This window comes from Schaalia odontolytica, assembly GCF_009730335.1.
GTDB classification, from domain to species: Bacteria; Actinomycetota; Actinomycetes; order Actinomycetales; family Actinomycetaceae; genus Pauljensenia; species Pauljensenia dentiphila.
Window position 1 is genome coordinate 1,763,757 of record NZ_CP046315.1, and the last position, 16,505, is coordinate 1,780,261.

16 protein-coding genes and 2 tRNA genes are annotated in these 16,505 nt (G+C 58.9%); 2 read left to right on the plus strand and 16 right to left on the minus strand.

What is annotated here, in order from left to right; translation table 11 throughout:
* Nucleotides 1-60 precede the first annotated feature (60 nt).
* A tRNA-Gly gene (locus FOC40_RS07695) sits at nucleotides 61-134 on the plus strand.
* A 406-nt stretch (nucleotides 135-540) separates the two neighbouring features.
* Here the strand turns inward: FOC40_RS07695 and FOC40_RS07700 are convergent.
* From FOC40_RS07700 to FOC40_RS07770, 15 genes are all read right to left on the minus strand, one after another.
* The gene (locus FOC40_RS07700; RefSeq protein WP_131240513.1) at nucleotides 541-1,011 is read right to left on the minus strand and encodes a hypothetical protein; all 471 of its coding nucleotides are present in this window, start codon (nucleotides 1,009-1,011) and stop codon (nucleotides 541-543) included.
* Nucleotides 1,012-1,022: 11 nt separating this feature from the next.
* Complete coding sequence (locus FOC40_RS07705) at nucleotides 1,023-2,525, minus strand: YcaO-like family protein (protein WP_039929311.1); 1,503 nt, start codon at nucleotides 2,523-2,525, stop codon at nucleotides 1,023-1,025.
* Nucleotides 2,522-3,274, minus strand: a complete 753-nt coding sequence (locus tag FOC40_RS07710; protein ID WP_003794982.1) for an ABC transporter permease — start codon at nucleotides 3,272-3,274, stop codon at nucleotides 2,522-2,524. Before FOC40_RS07710 ends, FOC40_RS07705 begins: the two co-directional genes overlap by 4 nt.
* Entirely contained in the window at nucleotides 3,271-4,155 is an 885-nt protein-coding gene (locus FOC40_RS07715; RefSeq protein WP_081445513.1) for an ABC transporter ATP-binding protein, read from the minus strand. Before FOC40_RS07715 ends, FOC40_RS07710 begins: the two co-directional genes overlap by 4 nt.
* Before the next feature lie 996 nt (nucleotides 4,156-5,151).
* Nucleotides 5,152-5,850, minus strand: a complete 699-nt coding sequence (locus FOC40_RS07720) for a CPBP family intramembrane glutamic endopeptidase (protein WP_003794975.1) — start codon at nucleotides 5,848-5,850, stop codon at nucleotides 5,152-5,154.
* Entirely contained in the window at nucleotides 5,847-6,803 is a 957-nt protein-coding gene (locus FOC40_RS07725) for a SagB/ThcOx family dehydrogenase (RefSeq protein ID WP_081445512.1), read from the minus strand. Before FOC40_RS07725 ends, FOC40_RS07720 begins: the two co-directional genes overlap by 4 nt.
* Nucleotides 6,803-7,609 (minus strand): hypothetical protein, encoded by an 807-nt coding sequence (locus FOC40_RS07730; protein WP_131240511.1) that lies wholly within the window; start codon nucleotides 7,607-7,609, stop codon nucleotides 6,803-6,805. Before FOC40_RS07730 ends, FOC40_RS07725 begins: the two co-directional genes overlap by 1 nt.
* A 7-nt stretch (nucleotides 7,610-7,616) precedes the next feature.
* The gene (locus FOC40_RS07735) at nucleotides 7,617-8,354 is read right to left on the minus strand and encodes a TOMM precursor leader peptide-binding protein (RefSeq protein ID WP_003794966.1); all 738 of its coding nucleotides are present in this window, start codon (nucleotides 8,352-8,354) and stop codon (nucleotides 7,617-7,619) included.
* Between the two features lie 24 nt (nucleotides 8,355-8,378).
* On the minus strand, nucleotides 8,379-8,618 hold the full coding sequence (locus FOC40_RS07740) for a hypothetical protein (protein ID WP_131240509.1): 240 nt from the start codon (nucleotides 8,616-8,618) through the stop codon (nucleotides 8,379-8,381).
* 845 nt (nucleotides 8,619-9,463) lie between these two features.
* Complete coding sequence (locus FOC40_RS07745) at nucleotides 9,464-10,522, minus strand: NAD(P)-dependent alcohol dehydrogenase (RefSeq protein WP_003794963.1); 1,059 nt, start codon at nucleotides 10,520-10,522, stop codon at nucleotides 9,464-9,466.
* 677 nt (nucleotides 10,523-11,199) lie between these two features.
* Entirely contained in the window at nucleotides 11,200-11,451 is a 252-nt protein-coding gene (locus FOC40_RS07750; RefSeq protein WP_003794959.1) for a transposase, read from the minus strand.
* Between the two features lie 182 nt (nucleotides 11,452-11,633).
* A tRNA-His gene (locus FOC40_RS07755) sits at nucleotides 11,634-11,709 on the minus strand.
* Between the two features lie 91 nt (nucleotides 11,710-11,800).
* Nucleotides 11,801-12,718 carry an ATP-grasp domain-containing protein gene (locus tag FOC40_RS07760; RefSeq protein WP_003794956.1) on the minus strand — a complete coding sequence of 306 codons (918 nt, stop codon included), beginning with the start codon at nucleotides 12,716-12,718 and terminating at the stop codon, nucleotides 11,801-11,803.
* A gap of 49 nt (nucleotides 12,719-12,767) precedes the next feature.
* Entirely contained in the window at nucleotides 12,768-13,904 is a 1,137-nt protein-coding gene (locus FOC40_RS07765) for a D-alanine--D-alanine ligase family protein (protein WP_003794955.1), read from the minus strand.
* Nucleotides 13,905-13,954: 50 nt separating this feature from the next.
* Entirely contained in the window at nucleotides 13,955-14,974 is a 1,020-nt protein-coding gene (locus tag FOC40_RS07770; RefSeq protein WP_003794953.1) for an NAD(P)H-dependent glycerol-3-phosphate dehydrogenase, read from the minus strand.
* A gap of 64 nt (nucleotides 14,975-15,038) precedes the next feature.
* Between FOC40_RS07770 and FOC40_RS07775 the strand changes: the two genes are divergently transcribed.
* The gene (locus tag FOC40_RS07775; RefSeq protein ID WP_231125992.1) at nucleotides 15,039-15,692 is read left to right on the plus strand and encodes an AMIN-like domain-containing (lipo)protein; all 654 of its coding nucleotides are present in this window, start codon (nucleotides 15,039-15,041) and stop codon (nucleotides 15,690-15,692) included.
* Here FOC40_RS07775 and FOC40_RS07780 read toward each other — a convergent pair.
* Nucleotides 15,689-16,462, minus strand: a complete 774-nt coding sequence (locus FOC40_RS07780; protein ID WP_003794947.1) for a lysophospholipid acyltransferase family protein — start codon at nucleotides 16,460-16,462, stop codon at nucleotides 15,689-15,691. The genes FOC40_RS07775 and FOC40_RS07780 overlap by 4 nt on opposite strands.
* Nucleotides 16,463-16,505: the final 43 nt, after the last annotated feature.

A 16,505-nucleotide genomic window follows, 5' to 3' on the forward strand; every position in this document is an offset into this window, starting at 1 on the left:
ATTAAATGTCGCGCACGTGGACAATACCCGCTACGATCTGTGTGTCCCCTCCGGGGGTACGCGGATGTAGCTCAATGGTAGAGCCTCTGCCTTCCAAGCAGATCACGCGGGTTCGATTCCCGTCATCCGCTCCAGCGCTGGGAAAGCCCCGGGCCAGCTGGCCCGGGGCTTTCCTGTGCTCGCACCCGACGTTGCTGCTGACTTGGGGGGGGCGACTGCTTCTCACTGGCCATGCGACACACTGAGGCCTCACACACCTGGCACACGCGATTACGTCAACCTCCCATCGCACCCATGCATCCCTCGCCCACCTGTACTCAGCTTGACCACAAGCACAACCCGCCTGTGGGCAGCTAAACCGGCTCTTCTGAGTTGAGTGTGGGTGAGCGGGTGTTGAGCGGAGGTTGCAGGTATGGGTCGAGGTCTGTCAGATCGACGGTGTAGGAACCCCCACCATCGGAAGACCTCGACCCCTACCCGGCCACAACACGCCCAACCCCGAACGCCACTCCCACCCCCTCAATGGTGAAGAGCCGGTTATCAATGCAGGATTGACAACACCACGAATCCCACGATCACGCCCAATAGTGCGGTCCAGGCTGGCCATAGCAGACTCTGCTTTCGACGTACTCTTAGCGAGGACGCGAGGGTCATCAGCAAAGTCAAGCCACCAACGATCCACATCACTGAACTCAGAGCACCATTGGGAGCATCCAGCGCCAGGACCACCGTGGAGTAGCCGGTGTAGAGGACAGCCATCAGCAAACCAGTACGGGATTGAACGAGAATCACAACAACTGTTGCCAGCGCACCAGCGATGTGCAGGGCTAGCGTCAACCAAGTTCCAGTTCCAGCATGAGCTGCTACCAATCCCGGGATGAGAGCCGCAAGTGTACCCACCCGAACGGCTGCCGTAGCTGATGCAAGCGTCATGAGAGGCGCGATCTGACCATGCGGACTTGCTTTACTGTGAGCAGAGGTCGTCATAGAGCTTTCGACTGGATCAAGCATGAGCAAACTCCTTACGGATAGGGAAGCGGATCTTGGAGGAGATCCGCCTGATCAATGGGATGATCGCGATAACCTGCATCAACGGGACAATTCAAGTACCAAGGGTGTCCCAGCGCGGGCGCCTGCGGAGGGTAGGGCTGGGACAGTTCAGGAATAAAAGCCTTCCATACCTTAGTCTGCGTGAAAGCACGGGGAGTGAAGTCAAACATAATCGGATCTATGCCACGAGACTGCATCGCTAAGTGAATACGCTTAACCGGGTCAGGTTCCGCAGCGTCACATCGGGCATACAATTCACTCAGTTTCACTTCGCCACCACCATTGAAGTACCAGTCAGCTTTCTTCTGATTCTGTTGATACCCATAGAACGTGATCGCTTGTACGAACCGGTCGAATTCGTAAGGCTTAGCATCGGCACGTATTCCAAATAGCCGCCTGAAAGCAATTTCAAACTGCCAATTATCAGCCAACTGACAAATGCGCAAGGAGCGTTCTGACTGACAGTACTCACCGAGCGCAGAACGCATCGCCGCATCGGGGCTTGCTCCCACCCCGCCACCAGCGTTGTAGCGCAAATCCTCCAACCAGTTATCAAACTCGATGGCCGTCAACACGGGGAATTCGAAAAAGTCGAGGTTCTGCAGGTAGAATTCCGGCTTTCCGATTCCCCGATCCAATTCGGACAGGTGTCTACGCACCTTTGCATCGCGGGGCTCAACGTCCATCACGATACGATCTAAGGGAACACGTGCGTGCCAACGTAGATTTACTGCGTCCCGCTCGATAAGTTCGTCGAGCGCATGGTAGACAGCACGATCCGTAGTGATATGGCTTGCCAATCCACCGGAGGGTGCTAGACCGATAAGTGGCTCATCGTCTGGGCGGTAGTAGATGAACAGCACAAGCTGAGCTGGGACCCAGATAGTCTCACCCGAGTAGAGCCGGGTACCCGGAATCCACCCCATCGTCGTGTTATCGTCCCAGCGGTCGAAGCCGAAGTGAGGGTCGGAGAACTGCGCTTCAGAAAAGATTGGAAGATCTTCCGGTCCGAGGCAGTGCTTACCTCGATCTTCCATCTCCCGACGAGTGCCATTCTGTAACCGGTCTGCCCAGGACAAAAACGCAAATGAACCGAGCACCCGTTCGATTCCCTCACCCATGGAGGACACGTACATGTCGTGCAGATCAAGGCCCTTACCGCCGCCGTAGACCTGGCTAGCATAGGATGAATTAAGCCCAGCAACGCCGAGTAGCTTACTCGAAATATGGTCAAAGTCAAAGTACTGACCATGACCGACGTGTAGCCCTGCACCAGAAGCCGGGCGAAAATACGTTGTGAGGAGCCGAATGAAGGCACTCGGAGCGTACAATGACTCCGTCTCCACTAGTGCATGATACTCATCATCATTCAAAGTGGGCTTGATGATCGGTCGACGACGATTGAACGTCCTGACAATCATGGAGTCATCCCCGACCCCACTAGTAATGGTGGGCAATTGATAACTAGAAATCACGAGTTGCTTCCTTCCCAGTCGAATGTTCGAACCGTGATTAGATTCAAAATGACGGTAGCAACTATCAAAAAGACTAGAGGCCACCACGAACATTGCTGCCCAAGATAGGCGTCCATGAGTGCTTGGTTAAGAATCGTGAGGGGATTAAACTCTGAAACTGTCTGCAGCCAGTCGGGGAAGGACTCACGTGGGAGTGCGGCACCGCTGCTGAAAAACATCAGAAAGAACATAGCAGCCGACACAACTTGGACGCTTCGGACGGGCATTGCAAGACCCCCCAAACAGAGTCCGAGACTCATGGTGACATAAAGTGAAATAGCTGACACCACTAGCAGCATCGGCCAGTTGGCATGCGGAGCCGGTCCGTAAACAACCAAGGTAACCACTGCCAATGCGACGATCGAGATTGCGACGACGACCGCCGCGGTGCAAAACTGCGCGATGAAATATGCGCTGGACGGGACCGGCGATAGACGATAGCGCTTCAGTACACCTTGACCCCGGTTCTCTGCAATATGAATCGACATCCCCATAAGACCTACGTTTGCTGCGGTAACACCAATCATCGTCGCCATATAGGCATCAATGAAACGACCGCCCGCCGGCAATTCTTCTGTGCCACCGATCGATCCTACGAAGAGGAGTAGAATTAGTGGGAACGCTAGTGAGAAGAAAACCGCGAATGGCTCCCGAAGGAACAAAAGGGTTTCCACACGGAACAGCGCCCATGTTGATCGCCAAACGTTCATTTTTCCTCCTCAGCTGTCTGCGCTTCGCGCGTCACGACGTCCCCCAGATTGGTGGGCCTCAACACTGCCGTGCGGCCACTGGGAATGTTCTGAACTGCCCGTTCGAGGGTCGGCCGATCTCCGAACACCAGCAGAGCCCCCTCCGGGCTCAGCTGGGTATGTCCGGCGGCCTGCCATGGCGCTTGATCTGTGCCGCGGGGAAGCACGACGCACGCGTCGGCACCCAGCGTTGACATGAGGCTATCAACCGTGCCCTCACGGCGAACACGACCGCGTGCCATAATTAAGATTCGGTCCGCGAGGTCTGCCGCGTGGTCAACCTCATGTAGTGTTGCCAACACCGTTAGGCCCCGGTCCCGACGGTCTTTGAGCACAGCGACGAGTGCTGAGCGTGCCTCTGGGTCCAGCCCGGCCGTTGGTTCGTCGAGGAAGACGATTCGCGGGTCGCCCATGAAGGCCAAAACGAGGCTCACACGACGTTTCTGTCCGCCGCTGAGTGTATCGAAGCGCTTGCCCGCGATCGTCTCAATTGTCATTGCTTGCATCAGGTCGGAAGGTGGGCCGTCAACGCCGTAAATGCTCGCGAAGAGGCTGAGTGCCTCGCGGACCTTTATTCGGGGTGGCAGCTGTTCTTGCTGCATCTGAACGCCCACTCCTTCAGGTAGTGGGGAACCATAGGCGTGCACTTTTCCACACAGAGTAACGGTGCCAGCATCTGGTTTACGCAGCCCTTCAACGCACTCAAGAAAAGTAGTCTTTCCAGAGCCGTTGTGGCCTAGGATCGTCACGATCTCTCCCGCTGCGAGTGATAGATCAACCCCATCCACCGCCTTCGTTTCCCCATAGGTTTTACGAATACCTTGGGCTTCGAAAACGTTCATGCATTCCTCCTAATTCCAAGTAGGCTCGCCGTTTCGTCGCCGAATGACCGACGTATATGGTTTTCAGGAATTCCGCAATCACGCCAAATCCGCTGCTCTTCGTCAAGTGCATATCGCGGATGCATGCCAAGCCCGGGGGCTCCACTTCCGCCAACGAGCCATGTCGAAGAGGCGACTAGGCCAAGTACTGAGCGCAGCAGAGCCCATCCCTTAGCAAGGACTTCCCTATCGCACTTCGAGAGCGGAACCATTCCCAAGTGCTTCATGGCCTCACGCTGCCCCATCGCCATCCCGCCTGGTGCTCGAAGCCGCAAAATACGCGCGTGATGCGGCATAATCCTAGACATTTCATCTAAGCCAGGAGCTGACGTCAGTGCAGCCAAGTCAGCCTGAACGCGCGTGGATGCCATGAGAGGAGTCAGAGGGATACCCCACGCGATCAACTCTCGAGCGATGACTTCGTCTGCACCGCAGGGTAGCTCACCCAACTCCAGTAGAGTTCGTTGCGCATTCGCAGGAGCACTGCCCACCCTATAACCATGCCGTGCACCAATCGCAACAGCCGCAACACGGAGTGACTCAATGGTACTGCCTGAGGGTAGGGATGGTAACGTGTCTAAAGTGCTCGGATGAGGCTCAATAGCAACTGATAAACCTGTATCTCGCGCAACCGCGAGAAGGCGTCGAAGGTCCTCACCACCACATGTGCTTCCCACGCACATGATACGCATACCCAAGCGCGCCATTCCGGAGATGACGGCTTCACTCACTTCCGCTGGAATCGTATTTCGCAGACCCGAGGGTTTCTCGTCAATCCAAGCACCTCCCCACAGGTGTTGACAGCCTTGTGCCTTCGCCCACGCAGCATACTCAACGGAGACACCAAGTCGGCGCAGTGGAAGCACCGGGTCTGCCATCATTGTTGCGATTGAAACAATGTCACAAAGTGAACCGTCAACAGGACTGGCAACGTATCCTGCACCTGTCGCATGGAAGTCACACAGCATGGCACCCCCTTATCCTCTGCGATCGTCGCCATACGAGATATTGAAAGAATAGGTGTGCCACAACAGCAGCAATAATACTGCCACCCAGCAACACCAAAAGGCTCCACAAGAAACCTGCAATCATTTTGGCGAGGATTGCATTGATTCCAAATGCGACGTGGTGTAAGCCGAAAATAATACTGTTTGCAAGAATAGCGAATAACACTCCATGTTCGCTCCAGACCGCGTGAAGTAGGGCGCCTCGGAACAGGAGCTCTTCCATCAGTGCTGTGCCAATGGCAACCGTCCACCAAATTCCACGCCGTTTGATAAGCGCATCGACTGACGCCTTTGCATCCCTGATGAAAACCGCCATCGCAAGGGTTGCCCGCTCAGCAGATCCTATAGCCGACGAGAGTAACAGTTCAAAGAGATACGGAACAATTGCAACAACGGGAGCCAATAGTATTGACAACAGCGCTCTCCACCATGCGTTAAAAACAATAGCATCAATCGGAATGAATCCTCGCACGACCACCAATACATTACCGATAGCTAGAAAAACGAGGTAGACGACAGCAGCACGGTCAACCACCCAAGGTTCTAGAAACAGGAGTTTCTTGGAAACCCGGTCGATAATCATCATCATGATGCCATAGCAGGGTAGAATACCGACACTGATCGTCAGTACAATGGAACTGGCGGTCATGCTCGGATACCCGGTTTATTGCCAACAGACACGAGCAGCTGCGCGAAATGGTCACGCCCGTCGACGCGAAGAAGCGAGTTGAGCGCATCATCCCGGAAGGCAGCAACTGCGTTAATGGCAAGATTCATGCTTGCTCCAGCGAGATACATCTGCCCACAGACATTTCCCGCATCGAGTCCCATATATCGATATCCACGCGAGCCATACTTCCACGACACCCGATTGAAATTACCGATAATCGCGATGACTGCCTGTGCATGCATCAGCCAGTCGGTACCTAAGGTGGTCGCAACAATTGGAAGGCGGAAGTCACCAATCTCGGCTAGGACAAGCGAATGTTCTAGCGGGTCGTAATGATAACGGCCTGGCTCAATACCCTCCACGTTCTGGACAAAAACCTGAATATCCACAGACTGCAGACCACCAGCTGATGCGAATACCCTACGCGGAATGTCGCGACGTTGATAGGCGCGCGCCACCCCCTTCGAACCACAGCTCATGCGCAGGAAAGCAGCAAGTTCCATGAAAGAAAGTGGTTGGAAATTAAACACCGGAGTTGATCTCCGCCGATGAATTAACTCATCAAGCTCACGAGCACACTCTGGAACCTGGTCAGGAAGCGCGATGCGCGTTTCGCCTTCGCGGATAACCTTGAGATCAGGAGAACGCACAGCTTTTGATAGATCGGCACCATCAGTATTCGCTTCTGCACGCATCACACGATGCACAATATGCGCGATTCGAAGGTCCTGATCACTTGACTGCATCAAATTCTCATGAATCAAGCAAGATACGGCATCGGAGAACGCTTCCGAACACTCACCTGACTGAACCGCTTCCTCCAGCATACGCACAACACGTTTCTCAAGGGTTATCGGCAACGATGAACGGTTATCCTCGAATGCGACGTCCGTGTCAACATGCGCACGCCGCTTGCTCTGAGTTATCGACATTATTGGTCTCCATTGCTGTTTGAGCCAGTGATTGAGGCTAAAGCGACCACGAAGCGTTCGACCCCGTCTTGATCGAGTACACGATCGACCGTAGTATCAACGAAATCGACGGCGATCGTAATGTTTAGACCATGTTCAGCAAAAATAGTTCCCAAATTACCCACGAGCATTCCCGTTTCCAAAAGCGCGTTACGGTAACCTCGAGGGCCATGAGTAACCTGCAGCCGCTGGGGCGCGAGCACCACGGCCAGGAAAACTGGAGCTCCCATGAACGCATGGCGGACATCCACCGAGACGGACTCCACTAGTTCCCTCCGTCGCACATCGTCGAAGAGTCTTGTCCGCACAAGGAATTCTTCACCTGCCGGAAGGAGATGTACCCACTCATCGACGATCACCAACACGTCTGCGGCAAACAACAGCCCGCTCTGCAAACCTACGCGAGCGAGCACCGTGAGCGCTTCGCCAAGGGACGCAGGTAGCGTATCCAAGCTGACCATAGGCCCTTCTCTTTCCCCAGACAGATCGAAGACACGACCCGATTCTAGGAACCACTTACGTAGAGACTTCTGTTCCTCTACGTCGGGAAGATCATCCAAGGCGCCTCGTCGCCAACGCGCATTCACTTGGTACATCTCAGCAACGTCACCTTCGGCGTCGGCGAGCCTATTCTGATAACTATCCCGACGGGTAGGGGCAACGAGCCTTAAGCCAGTACCTGGAAGTACAGTTTGTTCAAGTCCATGATCGAAACTTGGATCTACAACCAGACACTCCGTTGTATTCGTAACTTCATTCTGCATCATGATTACCTCAGAGGAAGGCGTGCTGCAAATCAGGGCGGTAACGACTACAGGACGGACACCTGGGGAGCTGAAGGATTCGATGGCTAACAACCTCGAACCTATTGGTTTCTACACGTACAACACGCTCAGCAAAACGCGACATAGTCTTCTCCTGTGCATCTTCTATGGCCAAAGCCGCCCATGCAGATGCCATCGCAGCTACTGGCGCACTAACCGACTTATCTTCCGGATAGCGGGCAAGATTATCCTTAAAGACCAAAAATTCGTCCCGTAGGTGACGAGCACCCTCGTCCTGAACCTCGAAGCACGTATAACACGCGGTCTCGCCCGGGTACACCATAGGACCGACCTGTATCTCAGGACCATCGGCAAACACATACGGAAGGGGTATGCTCAATTCATGAGCGATCTCATTAGCGGTATGGTTAAGCACGGGTCGCAATACATTGGTGGCAACAATGAAAAGATCACTCATACTGAGGACCGTGTCGAACTGCCCGGTTGAGAGCGCCTCGGCATCCCCCGCAGTCACAGAGATGCCTTCCATGTCGCTAAGCAGCTTCAGCAGAGTCTCACCAACACTGCCTTCACCGATGAGCGCAACCGAGCACTCCTTTTTCTCGCTCAGCGGACATATAACCTCATCCTCGACCAGTCGCTGCATAATGGGTTCGATATGCTCGATAGTCGTTTGGAGGCGATCTGCAAGTTCACTGAGCGTGCCAGGGATAGTCAGCTCCTGCACGAGCTTTGAGAGGATCCGGCGATTCTAGTTATCCCGTATAACTTTAGAAAACGCTGCCCTACTTCCGTCGCGAACGAAAATCTCATCGTCGCCCTGCGGAAGCAGGTAGAGGCCGCTTCGCAATTGGAATGTTGCTTCTTCATCAACATCAATCGACATAATCATGTCTTTCTTTGAACACTGAGGTAACTGTAATCTGATGGTTGCCGACGCACTTGGGAGCACGTCGGCAACCCAAGGATCGGCATACGACTTCTTCGTCATATTGTCACGGTTTCATGATATCGTCAGAAGACGTGAGCCGAGTTGCAGCACCAACACCAACAACACCAGCCGCCTGGGGTTACAGTGGCGTCAGAAGCAAAATACTTCTCCTCCACTTTGTCAAGGATCTGCAGCATGTCACGCCTCCTTTCGTTACTAAGTTTCACAACAGCTTCATAGTATGCGACATATCTGTCACATGCAATCACTTTTCCGGAAACCATAGCCCGTGAATCGTGGCATCACTGCAAGGGAGTACCGAGGCTCTCCACACATATACCTGAGAAGCTGTCATACTTGCCACCTTCCGAGCTCCACCTTCCGTGCGAAGAGCAGCTGGCTCAATAGCCATCTTTACGCTCAGTCGCATAATATTTGTCGACAAAGCTTGAATATGCGCCTACGGAGATTGAGCAGCAGGATCCGAATCGAACACGGCGTAGCAAGCTGAACTGCGAGCTGAAAGTTTGACAGAGCTACTACTGAGATGCCCCCGCACCCTTGCGACAGCGGTGCCATGAACACACCAATACGGATCTACGCTCTACGCACAGCATCCAGTCACTCCCCCGCCCACCTATGCGCAGCTAAACCCAGCTGATGGAACATGGGCACACCCGCCTAACTTCCACTAGGTGGGATAATGTGCACACGAACGAGCCCAGACAACACCACACACCCCACGTACATGTCAAGCTCCCTGGTCGACGAATACGACAACACGGTTGAGCCCACACTCCCTACGTACATGACGAGGTCACGCGGATTCGATTCCCGTCATCCGCTCCACAATGCGGAAAGCCCTGGGCCGATCGGCCCAGGGCTTTCGCGTGACACCCTCTCACTCACGCGGTCTCGGGGAACGTGGAGGTGTCGATGACGTAGCGGTAGCGCACGCGCGAATCCACGATGTTGTCGTACGCCTGCGTGATGTCTTCGCCGCTGATCATCTCGACCTGCGGGATGACGCCGTGTGCGGCGCAGAAGTCGAGCATCTCCTGGGTTTCGGCGATGCCGCCGATCTGGGAACCGGCGAAGGACTTGCCGCCGTTCACGAAGGCGCGCAGGGGCAGGGAGATGGGCTCGGTGGGCAGGCCCACGTCGACGAAGACGCCGTACGGGCGCAGGGCGGCCATGTAGCCGGCGTAGTCGAGGCCGTCGGCGGAGACGGTGCACAGGATGAGGTCGAAGGAGCCGCGCAGGGACTCGAGCACGCCCTCCTCGCTGGTGGCGTAGAAGTGGTCGGCACCGAAGCGGCGGGCGTCGGCTTCCTTGGAACGGCCGTGGGAGATGACGGAGACTTCCGCGCCCATGGCCTTGGCGATCTGTACGCCCACGTGTCCGAGGCCGCCCATGCCGAGGATGGCCACGCGTGAGCCGGGGCCCACGTTGTAATGCTTGAGCGGCGAGTAGGTGGTGATGCCCGCGCACAGGAGGGGCGCACAAGCGGAGAAGTCGAGGGATTCCGGCACGTGCAGCGCAAAGTCCTCGCGCACGGTGAAGCCGCGCGAGTAGCCGCCGGTCGTCGGGTTGCCCTCGGCGTCGGCGCGGTAGGTCCACAGGGTGCCGGGTGTCGAGGTGCACCACTGCTCGTAGTCGGATTCGCACATCTCGCACGTGCCGCAGGAGCCGACCATGCAGCCCACGCCCACGCGGTCGCCCACCTTGAACTTGGTGACGCCGGGGCCGACCTTGGCGACGGTGCCGACGAACTCGTGGCCGGGCACGAGCGGGTAGGACACGGGGCCCCACTCGCCGCGGGCGGCGTGGATGTCGGAGTGGCAGATGCCCGCGTAGACGACGTCGAAGTAGATCTCACCCTCGCCAGGTTCGCGGATGTCGATCTGCAGGGGGTGGAACTGGGTGGTAGCATCGTCACAGCCGTAGGCGATCACGCTGGGCATGAAAACTCCTTTGTCCGGTCAATTGGATTGCTACAAGCATACTCCACGAGCGTCAGACTGATCGAACATGTCGCAGCGCGTTACATTCTCGAAGGCTTGTGCGTCACGGGCTGACGCAGGCCCGTCAAGTCCCGGGTTCTGTGTAGGTGCGTTGAGGCCGTTATCTTTTGTGTTGTGGGATTCCAGGTTCCCCGATCGTTCCTGTCTGCGAGCCCGGTACACCCGATCCGTGGGCATTGCACCCATTCTGATCGGGTGTAGCGCCACGTAACGGGTGTAGCACCACACAACGGGTGTAGCGCCACATAACCGGTGTAGCGCCACATAACGGGTGTAGCACCCCGCGTGACGTCACCACTTGATTGGCCTGCCAAATCCCGGGTTATGTATCGGGGTGTTGAGGCCGCTTTCTTTCGTATTGTTGCGTGTTGGTTTTCTGCTTGTTGGGGTGTGACTGCGCCCAGGGCGAGGTGTGGGCGGCTCGTGTTGTGCCAGTGGACCTAGGCTGAGGTTTCGCGTTCGACATCGCGTTCGTCACGCCACGGACCTGCGTAACCGGGGCGTGCCCTACTGGGACAAGACAGTGCGGATTGGCTCGACTCCCCACCGATGTCGATTGCCCTCGAAGAAATCGTCAACGAACGCCCGAGGCGACCAGGCTCCACCCCGAATGAAGCTCACGCCGCCTTCAAGATCTCATCGGCTCGGCGCAGTTCACGGTTTTCAGCTTCCAACCCCCGGATGCGGGCCTCTTGATCACTGACCTCGCCGCGCTCATTGCGTCCCCCCTGCTCCACGGCACGCACCCAGGTACGCAACGCCGCAGGATTGCCCAACCGGTCGCCAACACGCTCGATAGCACCCTTGCGCCTAGCAGGATCAGCACGAGCCTCCAACGCCATACGCGTCACACGCTCACGCAACTCCATCGAATACTGACGCTAACCAGACATCCCAAACCGCCAATCTGGCCTAAGACACCCTCCACAATGCCCGGGACGCATCAAAGCTCTTGGGCTTCCCTACGTACGAAGGGGTGAACACCGCCACGCGTAGAGTCGCACTGCCCACCCGACAAGACAAAAACCCCGGCGTCGAAACGCCGGGGCAGTGGGGTGGCTGACGGGACTCGAACCCGCGACGTCCTGGACCACAACCAGGTGCTCTACCAACTGAACTACAGCCACCATCGCGTCGCCGTGAAGGCAACGGGTAGAGCTTAGCACTACCCGGTCGAGCTTGGAAACTCGAGCACTACCCCCACGGCGGTGGCGTGCATCACCAGTGGGCGCGAGCGGAGATCGCGTCGGCGAAGTTGCCGAGTGCGCCCGGGGTCGACCCCAGGTACAGGTCGGCATCCACGAGGGAGACCTCCATGACTAGGAAGGAGCCCTTGCCGTCGGGAACCAGGTCCACGCGGTTGAAGAGGAACTGCTCGTCATGGCCCAGGCGCGAGCGCACGTAGCCGTGCAGAACGCGGCGGATCTCCTCGCCCCACTTCCACGCGAGCGAGTCCGCCGCCTCGGCGGTCACCACGGCCTCATGCACAGAGGGATCTGTGACAGAAGCGGGATGTAGCGCCGAGCGCTTCTCGACGGCATGGGAGACTAGGCCGTTGAAGAAGACCAGGGAGATCTCGCCGTGCAGGTCAATTTCCTCGACGTAGCGCTGGATCATAACCGAACGCCCCTCACCGAGCAGGCCCTGAACCTGACGCATGGCGGCCTGGCGCTGGCGCGTGTCCACGGTCGTATAGCGACCGACATCGCGCACGCCGGACGACACGGCGGGCTTGACGACGAACTCGCCGAAGGCCGGGAAGCGCGTGTGGATCTGGTGCTTGGAAAGGTTCTGCTCGGGCTCCAGCCAGTTCGTGGGGATGGTGGGCAGCCCCATCGCGGACAGTTCCCTCAGGTAGTGCTTGTCCGTGTTCCAGTTCAGAACGTCCGTAGAGTTTTGGACGCGGCGCAGTTGCTTCGTCCACTCCAGGAAAGCCGGGCGGTCAGCCGCATAGTCGGACACGGAGCGCACGACCACCATGCCGGCCTCGGACCAGTCAACGTCGGGATCGTTCCACACCTTGATCTGGGGGTCGCATCCGCGCGCCGCCAGCTCGTCAAGCAAACCTTCCTCGCCTTTGAAGAGGTTGGGCATGGACGTGCAGGTCACCAGGGTAACTTTGGGATGAGCAGTCATATGTTCCTTCTGTCGTGGGGTGTGAGGGTTAACGAGGCTGTCGTTGTGTTCAGCGCAAACCGAGCGGGCGCTCGCCGGCCTCAGTGAGGAGTTCGTTGAGCAGGTCCGAGTAGGACAGGCCTGAGGCCGCCCACATCTGCGGGTACATCGAAATGGGGGTGAAACCGGGCATTGTGTTCACTTCGTTGATGATGACGGAGTCGGTGGCCTCGTCGAAGAAAAAGTCGACGCGGGCCAGACCTTCGCACTCGAGGGCATCGAAGGCGCGCCAGGCGGTCGCGCGAATGCGATCGGCGTACTCGGGGGCGACGTCTGCCGGGCAGGACAGGCCAACGATGTCGTCGACGTACTTGTGCTCGTAGTCGTAGAACTCTCCCTCGGGGATGACGATCTCGCCCAGGGGCGCGGTTCCGCTGCGCCAGTCGGAGCGCGAGCCGAGAACACCACACTCGACCTCGCGACCCGAGGTGGAGGCCTCGACGATGATGCGCGGGTCGTGGTTCGCGGCCTCCTTGATGGCCACGGGCAGGTCCTCTCGGCAGGTGACGCGCGAGATACCGACCGAGGAACCGGCGCGGCAGGGCTTGACGAAGACGGGGAAGCCGAGGCCCTCGATACGGTCCATGCAGGCGGTGGCGTCCGTATCCCACTGACGGGCGGTGACCAGCTCCCACCGGCCCACGTCGATGCCGGCGGCGGCCAGGACGGTCTTGGTCAAGTGCTTGTCCATGGACACGGCCGAAGAGGTCACGCCGCAGCCAACGTAGCGCACGCCGGCCATCTCGAAGAGCCCCTGGATGGTGCCGTCCTCGCCGTAGGGGCCGTGCAGCAGCGGGAAGACGATGTCCACGTGGCCCAGGTCTTCGACACCTACGACGCGAGAGTCCGAAGCATCAGGATCGCCGTCGTAGCTGAGTTCGACGAGGTTACCCTCGCCCGGTGTCAGGGCGACGCGGGTCGATCCAGCGGTGACGCACTGGCCCTTCCCATCCTTGAATTCCAGCGCCGAGGGGTCGTCGGCGACGCGCACCCACTGGCCGTCGCGCGTGATTCCCAGCGGGATCACGTCCCACTTGGTGCGGTCGATAGCGGTCAGGATGCCGGCGGCCGTCGAGCACGAGATCTCATGTTCAGAAGAGCGCCCACCGAAGACGATGAGGACGCGAGGGCGAGAAAATGCAGTCATAGGTCCAAGACTACCGCGCGGAAGGTGCCTCACGCCCACGTGCACGGCGTTTAGACTAGCTCGATCTTCCAGCCGTCCATCTTTTGGGGGCGGGCGAGCAGCATACGGCCCATGTCCTCGATGCTGGCGCGTCCCTCGACGACCTCGACGACGGCTCCTGTGATCGGCATGTCGACGCCCACGGAGGCCGCGACCTGAAGGATCGGGGAGGCCGATGCGACGCCCTCGACGACACCCGGGGACAGTGCCAGGGCCTCGGCGAGGCCCATGCCGGTTCCCATGCGATGGCCGAGGGAGAAGTTGCGCGACAGGCGCGAGGAACACGTCACCACCAGGTCGCCGATGCCGGACAGTCCCGCGAAGGTCGCGGGGTCCGCGCCGAGCGCAGTTCCAAGCCGCGTCATTTCCGCCAGACCGCGGGTAATGAGGGTCGAACGCGTGTTGATGCCCAGGCCCATGCCCTCAGCCGCCCCGATCGCGACCGCTATGACGTTCTTGGTGGCGCCTGCCATCTCCGTGCCCACGACGTCGGTAGACACGTAGGGGCGGAAGTAGGAATTGTGGCAGGCCTTCGCGATCTCTTTGGCAAGCTCGACGTCGTGAGCGGCCACGACCGTGGCAGTGGGCTGGCGATCCGCGATCTCACGCGAGAGGTTCGGGCCGGACAGGACGGCGATGCGGCTGCTCGGCATACCCGAGGCCTCGGCAATGATCTCATCGACGCGCTTGAGGGATCCAAGCTCAAGGCCCTTGGCCAGGGACAAGAGTGCGACGTCGGGCGACAACGACCCGCGTGCGGAGCTGAGGGTGGCACGCACGGCCTTGACGGGCACGGCCACGACGACGAGCTCGCGGCCACTCACCGCCTCGGCGATGTCGGTGGTCGCGCTAATGCGCTCCGACAGCGCGATTCCCGGCAAATACGTCGGGTTCTCTCCCCCGTTGATGAACGAGATCGTATCGGCGTTACGTCCCCACATGGCCACGGTCACGCCCGCATCGGCAAGGACCTGCGCAAACGTCGTCCCCCACGCGCCTGTTCCCAGGACCGCTGCTGTTGTCATACTCATCGAGACCTCCCTGTCGAGGCCATTCTACTAGGATTGAAACAACCGACCCGCGCCAGGAGGAAACGTGTCTCACCGCCGAGCCCGCACCCGTGTCGCGAGCGCGGCCGCCTGCCTCGCGCTTCTCGGCGCATGCACGCCCGGGGCGACCACGGACTCGCCTCCCTCAGCGACTGCCTCGCCGAGCGCCTCCGACTCCCGCGCGGCGTCTGCGAGTCCGAGCGCAACTGCGCAGACGACTCCCACGTCCGAGCCGGGACTGGACGAGACGAGGCCTATCAACGCCGACAATTGGATGTCGAGCGTCGAGGGGTTACCGCCGGTGCGATCGGATGATCCGGCTAAGGCTCTGGCGCTCACGGGGATTCCCGCTGCGTCGCACGAGGGTTTCAAGCGCGTGGTGCTCGAGTTCTCGGGTGAGGGCACTCCGGGGGTATGGCGCGGGGCGTGGACGGATGACGCCTTCGAGCAGGGCCGAGGCCTGCCCATCCAGGTCGAGGGCGGCGCGGTCCTGGAGCTCATCATCAACGGTACACCGATGACGGCTTCCGAGAACCACTACCCGGGCGGGACGCACACACGCGTCGGCGACCTGGATGTCGTCTCGGATGGCACCTTCGAGGACAACACGCACGTCGTCATCGGGGCGCCGACCGCGCGCCAATTCCAGATCGGATTCTTATCCGACCCGGTGCGCACGGTCATCGATATCCGCGATTAGCCCTTCTTGCGGACCTTCTTCGCTTTCTTGGCGTTCTTCGCGAGCTCTTCTTCCCACCAGGGGCCGGCCTGCGTGGCGGGGTCCCACACCTGCTCGGGGACGGGCAGTCCACGCAGCTTGCCCACGCCCGCGCGAACGGCGTCGCTAATGCGCGTGGTCGCCTCATTGACAGCCTCGTGATCCTCCGAGCCTGCGGGGCTCATGAGGTCTGACAGGTCGACGGGCTCGCCGAAGTGGTAGGCGATGCGTCGGCCAGGGCGCATGTCGATACCCTTGGCGTTGTAGGGGGCCATGATGTCCTGCGGTCCCCACTGCGAGACGGGAATGACGGGCACACCCGTGTCAAGGGCCAGGCGGGCGGCACCCGACTTGAATTCCATCGGCCACTGGTCGGGGTCACGCGTGAGAGTGCCCTCCGGGAAGATGCCGACGACCTCGCCGGCTTTCAGCGCCTCGCGGGTGGGTGCCAGGACGGCCGAGGGGTTGGAGTCGCGGTTGACGGGGATCAGCCCCATGCCCTTGATGATCCAGCCAAACACCGGCACGGAGAACATCGACTTCTTCGCCAGGAAGCGCACGGCGGTGTCGCGCTTCATGAAGTACCAGCACAGGCACAGCGGGTCCACGTTGGACAGGTGGTTGGGCACCAGGAGGAAACCGCCCTCGGTGGGGAGGTTCTCTTCACCCGTCACGGTGAACTTGATCCAGGGCGTCATGATGGGCGTCAGGACGCCCTTGGCGAAGGTGTAAAAGCCGGAGACAGCACTCATGGCTTCATTCTACGGGGACCGCTCCCCCATTGCCCCGGCCCAC

Coding starts and splice junctions, on each gene's coding strand:
- FOC40_RS07700 (WP_131240513.1), bottom strand. CDS start 1,011: ATGCTTGATCCAGTCGAAAGCTCTATGACGACCTCTGCTCACAGTAAA.
- FOC40_RS07710 (WP_003794982.1), bottom strand. CDS start 3,274: ATGAACGTTTGGCGATCAACATGGGCGCTGTTCCGTGTGGAAACCCTT.
- FOC40_RS07715 (WP_081445513.1), bottom strand. CDS start 4,155: ATGAACGTTTTCGAAGCCCAAGGTATTCGTAAAACCTATGGGGAAACG.
- FOC40_RS07720 (WP_003794975.1), bottom strand. CDS start 5,850: ATGACCGCCAGTTCCATTGTACTGACGATCAGTGTCGGTATTCTACCC.
- FOC40_RS07725 (WP_081445512.1), bottom strand. CDS start 6,803: ATGTCGATAACTCAGAGCAAGCGGCGTGCGCATGTTGACACGGACGTC.
- FOC40_RS07730 (WP_131240511.1), bottom strand. CDS start 7,609: ATGATGCAGAATGAAGTTACGAATACAACGGAGTGTCTGGTTGTAGAT.
- FOC40_RS07740 (WP_131240509.1), bottom strand. CDS start 8,618: ATGACGAAGAAGTCGTATGCCGATCCTTGGGTTGCCGACGTGCTCCCA.
- FOC40_RS07745 (WP_003794963.1), bottom strand. CDS start 10,522: ATGCCCAGCGTGATCGCCTACGGCTGTGACGATGCTACCACCCAGTTC.
- FOC40_RS07750 (WP_003794959.1), bottom strand. CDS start 11,451: ATGGAGTTGCGTGAGCGTGTGACGCGTATGGCGTTGGAGGCTCGTGCT.
- FOC40_RS07760 (WP_003794956.1), bottom strand. CDS start 12,718: ATGACTGCTCATCCCAAAGTTACCCTGGTGACCTGCACGTCCATGCCC.
- FOC40_RS07765 (WP_003794955.1), bottom strand. CDS start 13,904: ATGACTGCATTTTCTCGCCCTCGCGTCCTCATCGTCTTCGGTGGGCGC.
- FOC40_RS07770 (WP_003794953.1), bottom strand. CDS start 14,974: ATGAGTATGACAACAGCAGCGGTCCTGGGAACAGGCGCGTGGGGGACG.
- FOC40_RS07780 (WP_003794947.1), bottom strand. CDS start 16,462: ATGAGTGCTGTCTCCGGCTTTTACACCTTCGCCAAGGGCGTCCTGACG.